Below are 14,691 nucleotides of genomic sequence, written 5' to 3' on the forward strand. Positions count from 1 at the left end.
GGACGCGCCCGGTCGCGCGCACCCACGAGGACGGTCGACCGACCGGGTGGTGCTTGAGATCGGGAAGTCCGGGGTACCGAAAGCTTCATGCCGAGTGTGGGGCAAGTCGTCGGAGACCGTTACCGTCTGGTCGAAAGCATCGCCAGTGGCGGTATGGGTGACGTGTGGCGAGCCGTCGACGAAACCCTCGACCGCTGTGTGGCGATCAAGATGCTGCAACCTCGGCTGGTCACCGACGCCGGCTTCGGCGAGCGGTTCCGCCGCGAGGCCCGGGCGATGGCGGCCCTGCGTCACCCGGGCGTCGCCCAGGTCTACGACTACGGCGAGGTGTCGAATGCCGGAGCACCGGTCCTCGCCTACATCGTGATGGAATGCGTGCAGGGGCAGCCCCTGTCGCAGCGGATCGCCGAGGTCGGCCGGCTGGATGTGACCGAGGCGATGTCGATCGCCGCGCAGACCGCCCGTGCCCTCCAGGCGGCCCACGACGCCGGGGTCGTCCACCGGGACGTCAAGCCCAGCAACCTGATCATCGAGCCGGACGGGCACGTCGTCCTCGTCGATTTCGGCGTCGCGGTGACGCAGGAGGCGGTGAGCCTGACCGCTACGAACCAGGTCGTCGGCACCGCCCTGTACATGGCCCCGGAGCAGATCGCGAAGAACGAGACCTCCTCGGCGATCGACATCTACGCGCTGGGCGCCGTCGTCTACCACTGCCTCGCCGGCCGGCCGCCGCACCAGGGCGAGACCGCCCTCGCGGTGGCGCTGCGGCACCTTGGAGAGGAACCGCCTCCGCTGCCCGAGGACGTTCCGGACGCGGTCCGGCGGCTGGTCGCCACCGCGATGGCCAAGGAGCCGGCCCACCGCTTTCCGACGGCGGCGGCCATGGCCACGGCGGCGCAGGCGGTCACCGACCCGTCAGATGAGTTGCTGGGGACCGCCACCGCGGCGACCTCGATCGCGGTGCCCGCCGAGCAGCGGGTTGCCCGGCGCTCAGCCCTCGGCGGCGCCGAGCGGCGGGCGCGTCGGGCGGGCAGCCCTGGGACCACCGGGCTCGCGGTGCTCCTCGGATCGCTGGCCGCCGCGGCTGCCGTCCTGGTGTTCGCCGATCCCACCGGGATGATGACGGGCCCGACCGGGGGGCCGTCGACGCCTCCCGCAGTGCCACCCGCGGTGTCGCCAACGGTGCCGCCGCAGGGGGAGCCCGGCCCCGGTGTCGGCGGCGGCGAACCGGCCACCCGCGATTCCGCGGGTCTGCCGGTGCGGGCACCCGGATCTCCGACCCCGACGGCCACCGGCTCAGCGAGCGGGGCCGCGGCGAGCCCGTCGGCGTCGCCCGGTGGGGGCACTGTGGATACGCCCGAGCCCACCACGTCCGAGAGTGCCCCGGCTGAACCGACGGGAGCCCCGACGGGTGAGACGACGGAGGATCCGACGGACGAACCAGCTTCGGATGAGACCGACGAGCCGTCGACCGACGAGCCGTCGACCGAGGAGCCGTCGACCGACGAGTCGGCGGCGGGGCAGACCGCGCAACCGCAGGTGTAGGGCGTGTTTCGGAAGCGCTGGCCGGCCTGCGCCGGGAACGCCGAGGCGAGATGGGGACGTACCCGTGGCACGGCTCTGGCGTGGCGGCCGGGGCCACCACGCCAGAGTGTGATTGTCAGGAGCTGATCAGGTCAGCCCGTGCGGCAGGTGACCGTCGGCCAGTTCCAGTTGCCGTTGGCCATGATCGTGATCCCGAAGTTGTTGCCATTGCCGTTCGGTCTCGCGGTCACCGTGCCGCTCGTGCCGCTGACGGAGGCGTTCCAGCTGTTCTGCACGCTCTGGCCGCCGCCGAGGCCGAGGCTGACGACCCAGTTGTTGGTGCCGCTGACCGCGACGTTGAGGTTGAACCGGTCGCCCCACTGCTGGCCGGCGGAGAGCGTCGCGTTGCAGTTGCCGTTGCCGGGCGGGGGGCTGGTGGTGGTGGTCGGGTCCGGGTTGCTGCCGCCGCCTTCCCGAACGGTGATGTCGGAGCTGCCGCTGCTCTGGTAGCCCTCGGTGGCCATGATCTGGTAGCTGTGGTTGGTGCCGAGGTTCAAGCCGGCACGGGCCCAGGCGTCGAAGTGGTTGGCGGTGGTGATGGTGCCACTCGATCGCTTCTGCTGACGGACGCTCCAGAACTGGTAGAACGTCTGGTTGCCGTCGATCGACGGGGCGTTGACCCGCTGGCTGCGCAGGATGTCGTAGGTGCCGCCGTCAGTGGTGACCGTGCCCATCCGGGTGGCGCCGCTGCTCGGGTTGTAGCTGCCGAAGTTCTCCACCACGTAGTACTCGATGAGCGGGTTGCGCGTCCATCCGTACAGGGCGAGGTAGGTGTTGTTGTTGCCCGGGTTGTAGCTGCCCGAGTAGGTGACCGTGCGTCGGTTGCCGGTGGCCCAACCCTTGCCGCCGACCCAGTTGTTGGTGCTCCTGTCCCAACTGCTGGTGTAACGGCCGTCGGCGCGCAGCGTCATGCTGGCGTTGCCGCTGTCCTTCCAGAACGAGAAGAAGTAGCCGTTGTGCGTGCCGGTGAGGTTCGAGGTGAGGGTCCGGTCGGCCTCCGCGTACGCGTTGGTGGCGGTCATCGTGCCGGTGACGGCCAGGACGGCGGCGCAGGCGGCGCCGAGGAGCAGCCGCATGCGGCCACGCCTCCGGGGTCTGGTGGGGATCTCGCCGGTGTCGATCATTAACGTGTTCCTCCTTGTGGCGGCTGGCGGGGGCCAGCGTGCGATACGGCCCGCAGGCTGTCGGTGGCCCGGGACGGCCATCGGCGTCGTACCGCGTGGTGGTGGCCGGTCGTCCTGCGCGACGACCGGAGGAGTGGGTCGCGGTGACTGGTGCTGACGGCAATTGAGCGCCGTCGATGGCGACCGTATTAACCCGGCCGTCGACTTGTCAACAATTTCCGGAAACACGGTGGCAACGTCGCGTCGACCGGCCGTCTGCCGTGGGAGCGGTATCTATCCAGGTCAGTAGTCGATCAGAAGCCGAGACGCTCTCCCAGGGAGCTGCGGCGGTCGATGAGCACGCGAGAAGAACCTGCCGAGAACTTCCGGAGACTTTCCGGACCGCAATCACCCGGCGGTCAAAGGGTGCGAGGCAGGCAGGAGCCCGGTCAGCTCCGGAGGGCGTTGAGCCGCGCGGCCTGGCGGGTCAGGTGGTCGCGCTCGGCCAGGTTGGCGGCGTTGCGGGCCGCCTCGGCGTACAGCCGCGCCGCCGTCGCCGTGCTGCCGTCGCGCTCGTGCAGGTAGGCCGCGACCGCCGTGTAGCGGGGCAGTGCGTCGTCCAGTGCCGCGAGCGCCGCGAGACCGGCGCGCGGGCCGTCGGCCTCGCCGACGGCGACCGCGCGGTTGAGCCGGACGATCGGGCTGTCGGTCAGCAGCGCGAGTTCGTCGTACCACTCGACGATCTGCACCCAGTCGGTCTCCCCGGCGGTCGGAGCGTCGGCGTGCAGCGCCGCGATGGCGGCCTGGGCCTGGAACTCGCCCAGTCGGTCCCGGGCGAGGGCCGCCTGGAGGATTCCGACGCCCTCGGCGATCAACGCGGTGTCCCATCGGCCGCGGTCCTGCTCGGCCAGCGGCACCAGGCTGCCGTCGGCCGCCCTCCGGGCGGCGCGCCGGGCGTGGTGCAGCAGCATGAGGGCGAGCAGCCCCGCCACCTCGGGGTGGTCGATCGCGGCCGCGAGCTGCCGGGTGAGCCGGATGGCTTCGGCGGCGAGGTCGACGTCGCCGAAGTAGCCCTCGTTGAAGACCAGATAGAGGACGCGCAGCACGGTGGCGACGTCACCGGGCTGGTCGAACCGCACTCGGGAGACGGTGCGCTTGGCCCGGCTGATGCGCTGCGCCATGGTCGCCTCGGGCACCAGGTAGGCCTGGGCGATCTGGCGGGTGGTCAGCCCGCCGACGGCGCGCAGCGTGAGCGCGACCGCTGACGACGGCGTCAGCGACGGGTGGGCGCACAGGAAGTAGAGCTGGAGCGTGTCGTCCACCGCCGGGGTGGGGCCGGGCGGGGGTTCCTCGTCGACGAGGTCCTCACGCCGACGGCGGGCCGCGTCCGCCCGGGTCGCGTCGAGGAACCGTCGCCAGGCCACGGTGACGAGCCAGCCCTTCGGGTCCCGTGGCGGGTCGGCCGACCAGACGCGGACCGCCTCGACCAGCGCGTCCTGTACGGCGTCCTCGGCCGCCGCGAAGTCAGCTCCGCGGCGGACGAGGACCCCGAGCACACTCGGCGTGAGGCTCCGGATCAGTGCCTCGTTCACTCCGTGATGGTGGGCGGCTCGGTCAGGAACGGGCGCAGTTCGAGCCACTCGTGGATCGGCTTCCCGTCCTTTCCGGGGGCGGCGGACAGCTCCCCGGCCAGCTCGACGGCGCGCTCGTAGCTGTCGACGTCGATCACCATCCAGCCGGCGATGAGGTCCTTGGTCTCGGCGAACGGGCCGTCGGTGACCGGCGGGCGGCCCTCACCGTCGTACCGGACGAACACCCCGTCGGGGGCCAGGGCCTGACCGTCGACGAACTCGCCGGTCTGCTCGAGCCGTGCCGCGAAGTCGTTCATGTACGCGATGTGCGCCGTGATCTCCTGCGGCGTCCACTGGTCCATGGGTACGTCGTTGACCCCGCTCGGGGCGCCGCGGTAGTGCTTGAGCAGCAGGTACTTCGCCATCGTCTTCTCCTCGGTGCGGGCGTGGGGCCCTTCGTGGCCGCCTTCACCCCGGGGACGGAGCTGGTCGCCCGTTCTCGACATGGCCGTCCGGATTATTTTTACTCTGGCTCAGGAGCGTGGGTGGAACCGGTCGGACACGGTGGCGCGGGATCGGCGTGAAACTTGATTCGTTCCAAAATAGTGAGCTAGTGTTCGTCGGGTGATGTCCGACTTCGAGGCGCAACTGCGGGCCGCCTCGCTGCGGGTGACCCGGCCTCGACTGGCGGTGCTCGCGGCGCTGCGCGACCACCCGCACGTCGGCACCGACGCCGTGATCGCGCTGGTCCGGGCGGATCATCCCACGGTGTCCCACCAGGCGGTGTACGACGTGCTGCGGGTGCTCACCGACGCTGGTCTGGTGCGGCGCATCCAGCCGGCCGGGGCGACCGCCCGCTATGAGTCCCGGGTCGCGGACAACCACCACCACATCGTGTGCCGCTCCTGCGGCGCGATCGCCGACGTCGACTGCGCCGTCGGCCACGCTCCCTGTCTCACCGCCTCCGACGACCATGGTTTCGTGGTCGACGAGGCGGAGGTCGTCTACTGGGGCACCTGTCCCGACTGCGCGACCGAACGCACGCCCCAGAGATCCGCAAGCTCGGAAGGAATTACATGAGCGACACCCAGGCCAACGGCCCCACCAGTGCGCAGGGCGTGGACCAGAAGGCAGCGGCCGGCTGCCCGGTCGCGCACGACTCGGTGACCGCGCACGGCAGCGAGAGCGAGAACCCGGCGATCGACTCGCCGACTCCGAAGACCGGCGGTCGTCCGCGCACCAACCGGGACTGGTGGCCCAACCAGCTCGACCTATCGGTGTTGCACGCCCACTCGTCCAAGGGCAACCCGTTGGGCGAGAACTTCAGCTACGCCAAGGAGTTCGCCAAGCTCGACGTCGAGGCCCTCAAGCGCGACATCACCGAGGCCCTCACCACCTCGCAGGACTGGTGGCCGGCCGACTTCGGCCACTACGGCGGCCTGATGATCCGGATGAGCTGGCACTCCGCCGGCACGTACCGCATCGAGGACGGTCGCGGTGGCGCTGGCGACGGTGGTCAGCGTTTCGCTCCGCTGAACAGCTGGCCGGACAACGCCAACCTCGACAAGGCCCGCCGGCTGCTCTGGCCGGTCAAGCAGAAGTACGGCCAGAAGATCTCCTGGGCCGACCTGATCGTGCTCGCCGGTAACGTCTCCCTGGAGTCGATGGGCTTCAAGACCTTCGGCTTCGGCTTCGGTCGCGAGGACGTGTGGGAGCCCGAGGAGATCTTCTGGGGCCCGGAGGACACCTGGCTCGGCGACGAGCGCTACGCCACCGAGAAGGAGATGGCGGCTGGCGTCGGGGCGACCGAGATGGGTCTCATCTACGTCAACCCGGAGGGGCCTCGCGGCAACGCCGACCCGCTCGCGGCGGCGCACTTCATCCGCGAGACCTTCGCCCGGATGGCGATGAACGACGAGGAGACCGTCGCCCTCATCGCCGGTGGCCACACCTTCGGCAAGACCCACGGTGCCGGCGTCGCCGACAACCACGTGGGTCCGGAGCCCGAGGGCGCCCCGCTGGAGGCGCAGGGCCTGGGCTGGCTGAGCACCCACGGCAGCGGCAAGGGCGGTGACACGATCACCAGCGGGCTCGAGGTGACGTGGACCGACGTGCCGACGCAGTGGAGCAACCGCTTCTTCGAGATCCTGTTCGGCTACGAGTGGGAGCTCACCACGAGCCCGGGCGGCGCGAAGCAGTGGGTCGCCAAGGACGCCGAGGCGATCATCCCGGACGCCCACGACCCGTCGAAGAAGCACAAGCCGACGATGCTCACGACCGACCTGTCGCTGCGTGTCGACCCGGCGTACGAGAAGATCTCGCGCCGCTTCCTGGAGAACCCCGACCAGTTCGCGCTGGCCTTCGCCAAGGCGTGGTACAAGCTGCTGCACCGCGACATGGGTCCGATCGAGCGTTTCCTCGGGCCGTGGGTGGCCGAGCCGCAGCTGTGGCAGGACCCGGTGCCGGCCGTCGACCACGAGCTCGTGGGTGACGCCGACATCGCGGCGCTCAAGGCGAAGGTCCTGGAGTCCGGTCTGACGACCGCCCAGTTGGTCTCCACCGCCTGGGCGTCCGCCGCGAGCTTCCGCTACACCGACAAGCGCGGTGGCGCCAACGGCGCACGGATCCGTCTTGAGCCGCAGCGCAACTGGGAGGTCAACCAGCCGGAGCAGCTCGCGACGGTCCTGACCACTCTGGAGGGCATCCAGCGGGAGTTCAACGAGGCCGGCGGCGCGAAGATCTCGCTCGCCGACCTGATCGTGCTGGCCGGTTCGGCCGCCGTCGAGAAGGCGGCGCGTGACGCCGGCGTCGAGGTGACAGTGCCGTTCCGGCCGGGCCGTACCGACGCCACGCAGGAGCAGACCGACGTCGAGTCGTTCCGGGTCCTCAAGCCGCGCGCCGACGGTTTCCGCAATTACCTGCGTCCCGGCGAGAAGACCCAGCCGGAGGTGCTGCTCATCGACCGCGCCTACATGCTCAACCTGACCGCGCCCGAGATGACCGTCCTGGTCGGCGGCCTGCGTTCCCTCGGCGCCAACACCGCTGGTGCCCAGCACGGTGTCCTCACCGACCGGCCGGGCGTGCTCACCAACGACTTCTTCGCCAACCTGCTGTCCCCGGGCACCCGGTGGAGCGCGTCGAAGTCCGAGGAGCACGTGTACGAGATCCGCGATCTGGCCACCGACGAGGTGAAGTGGACCGCCACCGCGGTCGACCTCATCTTCGGTTCCAACTCGCAGCTGCGGGCCCTCGCCGAGGTCTACGCCAGCCAGGACGCCCGCGACAAGTTCGTGGCCGACTTCGTGGCAGCCTGGACCAAGGTCATGGAGCTCGACCGCTTCGACATCGCCTGACCGCCTGACACCGACGAGCCCCGGTCAATCCATCAGTGATTGGCCGGGGCTCGTCGGCCATTGCACGTCCCTGAGCAGGTATGCCGTACCGCGCCGATCGCCGGTGTTCTGGGTGACCTGGCGGACCGCATACCCCCAGGGGTATAGTCGAACGCAGGAGGTGGCGGTGAAACTTCGGCCGGAGATGACGTCGGATGCGCTGACCAGGCTCAAGCGGGCCCGTGGGCAGCTCAACGCGGTTATCGAGATGATGGAGAGCGGTCAGGACTGTCGTGAGGCGCTGACCCAGCTCGCTGCGGTGTCCAAGGCGATAGACCGAGCGGGTTTCAAGATCATTGCTTCGGGGATGCGGCACTGCGGGGCTGCGCGCGAACGTGGCGAGGAGCCGGAGATGACTGAGGAGGAGCTGGAGAAGCTTTTCCTGGCTCTCGCCTGACGCGGCACGAGGTCACCCACGGCGCTGGCCGCACTGTGGGTGACGGCGTGCACATGAAGTACAAGGCAGCAGTGTGTCATCGGCATACCCCCCGGGGTATGCGTAGCTTGTCGAACTTTAAGGAGTGGACATGGCAGTTGAGGTTTCCGTCGTCGCGACGTCGTCCCTCGGTGACCGCAGCTACCTCGCCTCAGACGGGCGGGTGGCGATCGTGGTCGACCCCCAGCGCGACATCGACCGCGTGATGTACCTCGCGGGGGCGTTGGGGGTCCGCATCACCCATGTCGTGGAAACGCACATCCACAACGACTACGTCTCCGGCGGGCTGGAGCTCGCCCGAATCACCGGCGCCCGCTACCTGGTGGCCGCGGCCGACGAGGTCGGCTTCGAGCGGACGCCCGTCACCGACGGCGACCAGGTGGCTGTCTCCGACTCGCTACGGCTGCGGGTGATCGCCACGCCGGGTCACACCTTCCACCACCTGTCATACGTCCTCGACGAGGCCGTAGGCGGCAGTTGGCGCTCGGCCGGTGTCTTCACCGGTGGTTCACTGCTGTTCGGCACGACGGGTCGCACCGACCTCCTGGGCGAGCAGCATGCCCACGAGTTGGCCCACCACCAGCACGCCTCGGCGAAGCGGCTGGCGGATCTGCTGCCCGACGGGGCCGAGGTATGGCCGACGCACGGCTTCGGCAGCTTCTGCTCGGCCAGTCAGTCGGACGCCCCGGAGTCGACGATCGGCCGGGAGAAGGAGAAGAACCAGGTTCTCCGGCTGGCCGCGCAGGACTTCGTCACGGAGACTCTCGCCGGCCTCGACGCCTACCCGGCGTACTACGCACACATGGGCGTGGAGAACCTCGCGGGACCGGCCCCGGTCGACCTCACCCCGGTGAGCCTCGCCGATGCTGCCGAACTTCGCGAGCGGATGGCCGACGGGCAGTGGGTGGTGGACCTGAGGCACCGCAAGGCGTACGCCACCTCGCACCTTGCCGGGACGGTCAGCCTCGGCCTGGACGGCCCGATGTCCACCTGGCTCGGTTGGCTGATCGACTGGGGGGTGCCGATCACCCTGCTCGCCGAGACCCCGGGCCAGGTCGCCGATGCCCAGCGTGAGCTGGTCCGGATCGGCATCGACCGCCCGGCCGCGCAGGTCACCGGCGAGGTGGAGCGGTGGGCAGCCGAGCCCGGTCAGCTGCGGGAGCTGCGGTTGGCCGACTTCGTGGCCCTCGTGGCGGCCCGCGCCGGGCATGTCCCTGCCGGCCTCCCTGCCGCGGACGTGGTCCTCGACGTGCGAATGACAAACGAGTGGCGGGCCAGCCACATCGACGGCGCCCTGCACATCCCACTGCCTGAGCTGCCCAGGCGGCTGGCCGACGTGCCGACCGGCGTTGTCTGGGTGCACTGCGGCTCCGGCTATCGGGCCACGGCGGCGGCGTCGCTACTGGCTAACGCCGGCCGCGAGGTGGTCGTCATCGACGACAAGTTCGACCGGGCCGAGAGCGCGGGCGTGCAGATGGCCGCCGACGCCTGACCCGAGCAGCAGACCACCGGCTGGCGCTACCGCCCAGGGGCCGGCCGGACACCCCCTGCCCTGTCGTATGGCCATTGTTCCTGAAAGAGGAGAAATGAACCGTTCCGATACCGTCCGCCCCGCCATGGTCGATGCCAGCGGGCTGCGGGAGCTGATCGACTCCGGCCACGGGCCGCGCCTGCTGGACGTGCGTACCCCGGCGGAGTTCGAGACGTCGCATATCCCCGGCTCCTACAACGTGCCGCTCGACCTGCTCAGGGAGCACCGCCAGGAGCTGCGCAACCACCTGGACGAGGATGTCGTGTTGGTGTGTCGCACCGGTGCCCGCGCCACTCAGGCCGAGCAGACCCTGGCCGGGGTGGGTCTTCCGAACCTCAAGGTCCTCGACGGCGGCATTATGGCCTGGCAGGCGGGCAACGCGCCGATCAGCCAGGGTGCCCCCCGTTGGGACCTCGAACGCCAGGTCCGCCTTGTCGCCGGGGCGATCGTGCTGGTCAGCGTCCTCGGCTCGGTGTTCGTGCCGGAGCTGAAGTGGGTGGCCGGATTCATCGGCGCCGGCCTCACCTTCGCCGCCGTCAGCAACACCTGCGCCATGGGCATGATGCTCGGCAAACTGCGGTACAACCGGGGTGCCAACTGTGACGTGGACACCATCGTCGGCCAGTTGCGCGACAGCACCAGTGGCCGAGGATGACACCAGTCCTGGCACTGACCATCGGACTGGCTGTGCTGATCGGCGTCAGCCTCGGGCTGCTCGGCGGCGGTGGGTCGATCCTCGCCGTGCCGCTGCTGGTCTACGTCGCCGACCTGCCCCCGAAAGAAGCCATCGCGACCTCGCTGCTCGTTGTCGGTGCCACCAGCGTGGTGGGCGTCCTTCCACACGCTCGTGCCCATCGGGTGCGCTGGCGTACCGGCCTCCTTTTCGGCTTCGCCGGCATGATCGGCGCCTACATCGGCGGACGCCTGGCCGGGTTCGTCCCGGCTGGGTTCCTGCTCACCGGGTTCGCCGTGATGATGCTGGCCACCGCGGTCACGATGATCCGCGGCCGGCGCGACGCCGAGGGCAGGGCGGTGCCGCACGAGCTGCCGATCCTGCGGGTGATCCTCGACGGTCTGGTGGTCGGACTGGTGACCGGCCTGGTCGGCGCCGGCGGCGGTTTCCTGGTGGTGCCCGCCCTGGCGCTGCTCGGTGGGCTGCCGATGCCGGTCGCGGTCGGGACCTCGCTGGTGGTCATCGCTATGAAGTCGTTCGCCGGGCTGGCCGGCTACCTGTCCAGCGTGAGCATTGACTGGGGCCTCGCGGCAGCGGTCACCGCCGCCGCCATCGTCGGCAGCGTTGCGGGCGGGCGGCTCGCCGGTCGGATCCCGGCCGACGTCCTGCGCAAGTCGTTCGGCTGGTTCGTCGTGGTGATGGGCGTCCTCGTTCTCGTCCAGCAACTGCCCACGGAGCTGCGGACAAACCCGCTGCTGTGGACCGGCGTCGGCGTCGCGGCGGCGATCTCCGTCGCGCTGATCCTGCTGACGGGCCGGAGGAAGGTGCGGACGCAGAGCGAGCCGGCCAACCGCTGAGGTCTCGCAGGCTCGACCAGAGCGAGCCGGCCGGCCGGCACCATCGACGGGCGTCCGGAAAGGCGACTAATCTGTTGCCCCACACTCCATCGATGTGAGGAGATGCGATGGCGCGTCGCACCGGCCGGCCTTCCTACCTGTCGGACAAGGCCGATGTGCGCCATCGCCGCGCGACACGCTTCGTGGCGGTCGCGGGGGCGGTCGCTCTGGTCACCGCCCTGTTGGGTGGGCTGGTCGGCTACCAGGTGGGTCGCCCGGACGCCACCGAGGCGGCTATCGCGACCATCCAGGAGGCCGAGGCGAAGCGGGACGCTCAGCAGATCCTGGAGCTGACCGGGACGGCCCGACGCGTCCGCGACCAGATCGCCCCCGTCCTGGCCGCCATCAAGACGGAGACGTCAGCCGGGCGTGCGCCGGACCCGGGCCAGGCGCGCCAGTGGCAGGAGATCATGCGCCAGGCAGCCGAGCCGTTCGCTGACCCACCGTCGGGCAGCACCGCCACCAACGTGGCGCGTGGAGGGTTGCGCGCGGCGATCCAGCAGGCGTCGCTGGCCGTCGACGCGTACGCGCTGGCCGCCGACGTCCCTGCGGCGCAGCGCGCGGCCCTGCTGGCCGTCACGGCGCGACAGGCGGCCCAGGCGGTGACGATGTGGTCTGTCGCGGCGACCCAGCTCGACCAGGTCAGCGTCGACGCCGGGCACGGCCATCAGCACGTGTTCCTCGACACAGACTCCCACGAGGGGGCGCTCACGCCGGACGGGGCGCCCGAGGGGACCGGCGGCTGAGCGGCGCTTTGCTGCTTGATGTCTGGTTCGACTGGGGGCGCTGCTGCCGTGGCGGCCGGACGGCCGCTCAAGATCTGGGAGTGGTCGGCCGGATCGGGTACGGTCGCTTATCGCAAAGTCTATGAACCAGATTGGCTTTCTGTGCAAGGGAAGCCGCATCGGAGGGACACAGCCGTGAGGTTCCCAACTGCCGTCCGTCGGGCCGGTCTCGTCGCGGCCATCGCCGCCCTCGCGCTGAGCGCGGGTTGCGCCAAGAAGGACGACAGCGAGGTCCAGGCGAGCGGGGTCAAGCTGGTCGAGGCGGGCAAGCTGACCGTCTGCACCCACCTGCCGTACCCGCCGTTCCAGTCGAAGGACGCCAGCGGCAAGGTCACCGGCTTCGACGTCGAGATCATGGACCTGGTGGCCAAGGAGCTGGGTGTCGAGCAGACGATCATCGACACCCCGTTCGAGGGGATCAAGTCCGGCCAGGACCTGAACACCGGCAAGTGCGATGCGGCCGCCGCCGGCATGACGATCACCGAGGAACGGCAGAAGGTGATGAACTTCTCCGACCCGTACTTCGACGCCACCCAGGCGCTGCTGGTGAAGACCGGTAAGCCGTACAAGTCGCTCGACGACCTCAAGGGCAAGAAGTTCGGTGTCCAGGCGGCCACCACGGGTCGTGACTACGCCAAGAAGTTCGAGGCGGAGAAGGGCCTTCAGCTCGTCGAGTTCGAGGACCTCGCCGCCCTGCAGCAGGCCGTCGCCAACGGCCAGGTCGAGGCCGCCATCAACGACCTGCCGGTCTGGAGCGAGTACCTCAAGAAGAACCCGGGCGGGTTCGAGGTCTCCGCCGAGTTCGACACCGGCGAGCAGTACGGCTTCCCCGTGAAGAAGGACGCCAACCCGGAGCTGCTCAAGAAGATCAACGAGGTGCTGGCCAAGGCCAAGCAGGACGGCACGTACGACACGATCTACGAGAAGTGGATCGGCAAGCGGCCGAGCGCCTGATCATCGCGTGGTAACCGGAGGGCGTGCGCCCCGCGCGCCCTCCGTGTCGGTAATCTCCGGGAAGGCAACGAGCGAACGTGAAGCTGCGACGCCGCCAGCGGGAGCGGTTGTCCCTCGGGCTCCAGTACCTGGTCTTCATCGCCGTCATCGCCGCGGTGCTCTTCGCCGCCGACTGGGACAGGCTGGCCGACGCGTTCTTCCGCGTCGACATCATCAAGTCGATGTTCCCGACGATCATCACCGTGGCGCTGCGCAACACCATCCTCTACACGCTGGGCGCGTTCGCCTTCGGTCTCGTGTTCGGGACCATCCTGGCGCTGATGCGGCTGTCCCGGGTCGCGCCGTACCGCTGGGTGGCGACGGCGTACATCGAGCTGTTCCGGGGTCTGCCCGCCCTGCTGGTGCTGTTCCTCGTCGGGTACGGCATCCCGATCGCCTTCCCGGAGCGGGAGATCCCGGGTGGGGTGTTCGGTTCGATCGCGATCGGCCTCGGGTTGACGGCGGCGGCCTACATGGCCGAGACCATCCGCGCCGGCATCCAGGCCGTCCCCAAGGGGCAGATGGAGGCGGCGCGCACCCTCGGCATGTCGCACTTCACGGCCATGCGCACGATCGTCATCCCGCAGGCGTTCCGGATCGTGATCCCGCCGCTGACGAACGAGCTCATCCTGCTCACCAAGGACTCGTCGCTGGCGTACGTGCTGGGCGTGACGGCGCAGACCATCGAGATCACCAAGTTCGGTCGGGACATGCTGAACGACCGGGTGAACGCCACCCCGCTGCTGGTGGCCGGCCTCGCCTACCTGATCATCACCCTGCCCCTGTCCCAGGTGGTACGTCGCCTCGAACTCCGCTACGCCAAGGCCCGGTGACCGCATGACGACGACCCCATCCCGCCCTGCCATCGAGATCCGCGACCTGCACAAGTCCTTCGGGCCGCTCGAGGTGCTCAAGGGCATCGACTTCGAGGTCGGCCAGGGTGAGGTGGTCTGCGTGATCGGGCCGTCCGGGTCCGGCAAGTCGACGTTGCTGCGCTGCGTCGACCTGTTGGAGGAGCCGACGGCCGGCAGGATCTGGGTGAACGGGGTCGAGATGACCGACCCGGATGTCGAGGTCGACGCGGTACGCCGCGGCATCGGCATGGTCTTCCAGTCGTTCAACCTGTTTCCGCACCTGACCGTGCTGAACAACCTCACCATCGCCCAGCGTCGGGTGCTCAAGCGCGGCCGGGCCGAGGCCGAGCGCGTCGCCCGGGCCAATCTGGAACGCGTCGGGCTGACCGACAAGGCCGACGTGTTCCCGGCGCAACTGTCCGGTGGGCAGCAGCAGCGGGCGGCAATCGCCCGGTCGCTGTCGATGGAGCCGAAGGTGATGCTCTTCGACGAGCCCACCTCCGCGCTGGACCCGGAGCTGGTCGGCGACGTGCTCACCGTCATGCGCAAACTGGCCGAGGACGGCATGACGATGATGGTGGTCACCCACGAGATGGCCTTCGCCCGCGACGTCGCCGACCGGGTCGTGTTCATGGACGGTGGGGTGGTGGTCGAGCAGGGGCCACCGCAGGAGGTGCTGGGCGCCCCGAAGCACGAGCGGACCCGTGCGTTCCTCTCCCGGGTCCTCGACCCGACCCGGGTCGCCCAGCTCGGTCAGACCGACCAGTCGCCCGAGCCGCCGGAGGCCCCGGGCCTGCCGGCTGACGACCGCCACAACCTCTGACCAACTGATCCTGTACGTCGGGCCGCCTCAGCGATGAGGCGGCCCGACGT

The 14,691-nt window shown here is 69.8% G+C and carries 14 protein-coding genes; 11 read left to right on the forward strand and 3 right to left on the reverse strand.

The features are described 5' to 3' along the window. The first annotated feature begins 87 nt into the window (after positions 1–87). Entirely contained in the window at positions 88–1,545 is a 1,458-nt protein-coding gene (locus CLT68_RS19125) for a serine/threonine-protein kinase (RefSeq protein WP_099852551.1), read from the forward strand. Positions 1,546–1,676: 131 nt separating this feature from the next. On the opposite strand, the gene CLT68_RS19130 is transcribed toward CLT68_RS19125, so the two are convergent. The 3 genes from CLT68_RS19130 to CLT68_RS19140 form a co-directional block, all read right to left on the reverse strand. Continuing rightward, positions 1,677–2,660, reverse strand: a complete 984-nt coding sequence (locus CLT68_RS19130; RefSeq protein WP_247667505.1) for a glycoside hydrolase family 11 protein — start codon at positions 2,658–2,660, stop codon at positions 1,677–1,679. Between the two features lie 476 nt (positions 2,661–3,136). Beyond that, positions 3,137–4,279, reverse strand: coding sequence for a sigma-70 family RNA polymerase sigma factor (locus CLT68_RS19135; protein WP_099852553.1), 1,143 nt, complete (start codon positions 4,277–4,279; stop codon positions 3,137–3,139). Further along, positions 4,276–4,683 (reverse strand): YciI family protein, encoded by a 408-nt coding sequence (locus CLT68_RS19140; protein WP_088947759.1) that lies wholly within the window; start codon positions 4,681–4,683, stop codon positions 4,276–4,278. Before CLT68_RS19140 ends, CLT68_RS19135 begins: the two co-directional genes overlap by 4 nt. 199 nt (positions 4,684–4,882) lie before the next feature. On the opposite strand from CLT68_RS19140, the gene CLT68_RS19145 reads away from it, so the two are divergent. The 10 genes from CLT68_RS19145 to CLT68_RS19190 all read left to right on the forward strand — a co-directional run bounded on the left by CLT68_RS19145 (position 4,883) and on the right by CLT68_RS19190 (position 14,641). Continuing rightward, positions 4,883–5,338, forward strand: coding sequence for a Fur family transcriptional regulator (locus CLT68_RS19145; protein WP_269458571.1), 456 nt, complete (start codon positions 4,883–4,885; stop codon positions 5,336–5,338). After that, positions 5,335–7,611, forward strand: coding sequence for a catalase/peroxidase HPI (gene katG, locus CLT68_RS19150; protein WP_099852554.1), 2,277 nt, complete (start codon positions 5,335–5,337; stop codon positions 7,609–7,611). The genes CLT68_RS19145 and katG overlap by 4 nt, the downstream gene beginning before the upstream one ends. Positions 7,612–7,777: 166 nt before the next feature. Next, complete coding sequence (locus tag CLT68_RS19155) at positions 7,778–8,047, forward strand: metal-sensitive transcriptional regulator (protein ID WP_091406954.1); 270 nt, start codon at positions 7,778–7,780, stop codon at positions 8,045–8,047. 130 nt (positions 8,048–8,177) lie between these two features. Beyond that, positions 8,178–9,578 (forward strand): MBL fold metallo-hydrolase, encoded by a 1,401-nt coding sequence (locus CLT68_RS19160; protein ID WP_099852555.1) that lies wholly within the window; start codon positions 8,178–8,180, stop codon positions 9,576–9,578. 94 nt (positions 9,579–9,672) lie between these two features. Continuing rightward, entirely contained in the window at positions 9,673–10,272 is a 600-nt protein-coding gene (locus CLT68_RS19165; protein ID WP_099852557.1) for a rhodanese-like domain-containing protein, read from the forward strand. After that, positions 10,269–11,147 (forward strand): sulfite exporter TauE/SafE family protein, encoded by an 879-nt coding sequence (locus CLT68_RS19170; RefSeq protein ID WP_099852558.1) that lies wholly within the window; start codon positions 10,269–10,271, stop codon positions 11,145–11,147. Before CLT68_RS19165 ends, CLT68_RS19170 begins: the two co-directional genes overlap by 4 nt. Positions 11,148–11,254: 107 nt before the next feature. Continuing rightward, the gene (locus CLT68_RS19175) at positions 11,255–11,932 is read left to right on the forward strand and encodes a hypothetical protein (protein WP_099852559.1); all 678 of its coding nucleotides are present in this window, start codon (positions 11,255–11,257) and stop codon (positions 11,930–11,932) included. Positions 11,933–12,106: 174 nt separating this feature from the next. Then, entirely contained in the window at positions 12,107–12,925 is an 819-nt protein-coding gene (locus CLT68_RS19180; protein ID WP_088947762.1) for a basic amino acid ABC transporter substrate-binding protein, read from the forward strand. A 77-nt stretch (positions 12,926–13,002) separates the two neighbouring features. Beyond that, complete coding sequence (locus CLT68_RS19185; protein WP_088947763.1) at positions 13,003–13,797, forward strand: amino acid ABC transporter permease; 795 nt, start codon at positions 13,003–13,005, stop codon at positions 13,795–13,797. A gap of 4 nt (positions 13,798–13,801) precedes the next feature. Beyond that, a complete protein-coding gene (locus tag CLT68_RS19190; protein ID WP_099852561.1) occupies positions 13,802–14,641 on the forward strand; it encodes an amino acid ABC transporter ATP-binding protein in 840 nt (279 codons plus the stop codon). Positions 14,642–14,691: the final 50 nt, after the last annotated feature.

The organism is Micromonospora sp. CNZ299 (assembly GCF_002754415.1).

Coding starts and splice junctions, on each gene's coding strand:
- CLT68_RS19140 (WP_088947759.1), bottom strand. CDS start 4,683: ATGGCGAAGTACCTGCTGCTCAAGCACTACCGCGGCGCCCCGAGCGGG.
- CLT68_RS19160 (WP_099852555.1), top strand. CDS start 8,178: ATGGCAGTTGAGGTTTCCGTCGTCGCGACGTCGTCCCTCGGTGACCGC.
- CLT68_RS19125 (WP_099852551.1), top strand. CDS start 88: ATGCCGAGTGTGGGGCAAGTCGTCGGAGACCGTTACCGTCTGGTCGAA.
- CLT68_RS19170 (WP_099852558.1), top strand. CDS start 10,269: ATGACACCAGTCCTGGCACTGACCATCGGACTGGCTGTGCTGATCGGC.
- CLT68_RS19190 (WP_099852561.1), top strand. CDS start 13,802: ATGACGACGACCCCATCCCGCCCTGCCATCGAGATCCGCGACCTGCAC.
- CLT68_RS19165 (WP_099852557.1), top strand. CDS start 9,673: ATGAACCGTTCCGATACCGTCCGCCCCGCCATGGTCGATGCCAGCGGG.
- CLT68_RS19175 (WP_099852559.1), top strand. CDS start 11,255: ATGGCGCGTCGCACCGGCCGGCCTTCCTACCTGTCGGACAAGGCCGAT.
- CLT68_RS19130 (WP_247667505.1), bottom strand. CDS start 2,660: ATGCGGCTGCTCCTCGGCGCCGCCTGCGCCGCCGTCCTGGCCGTCACC.
- katG (WP_099852554.1), top strand. CDS start 5,335: ATGAGCGACACCCAGGCCAACGGCCCCACCAGTGCGCAGGGCGTGGAC.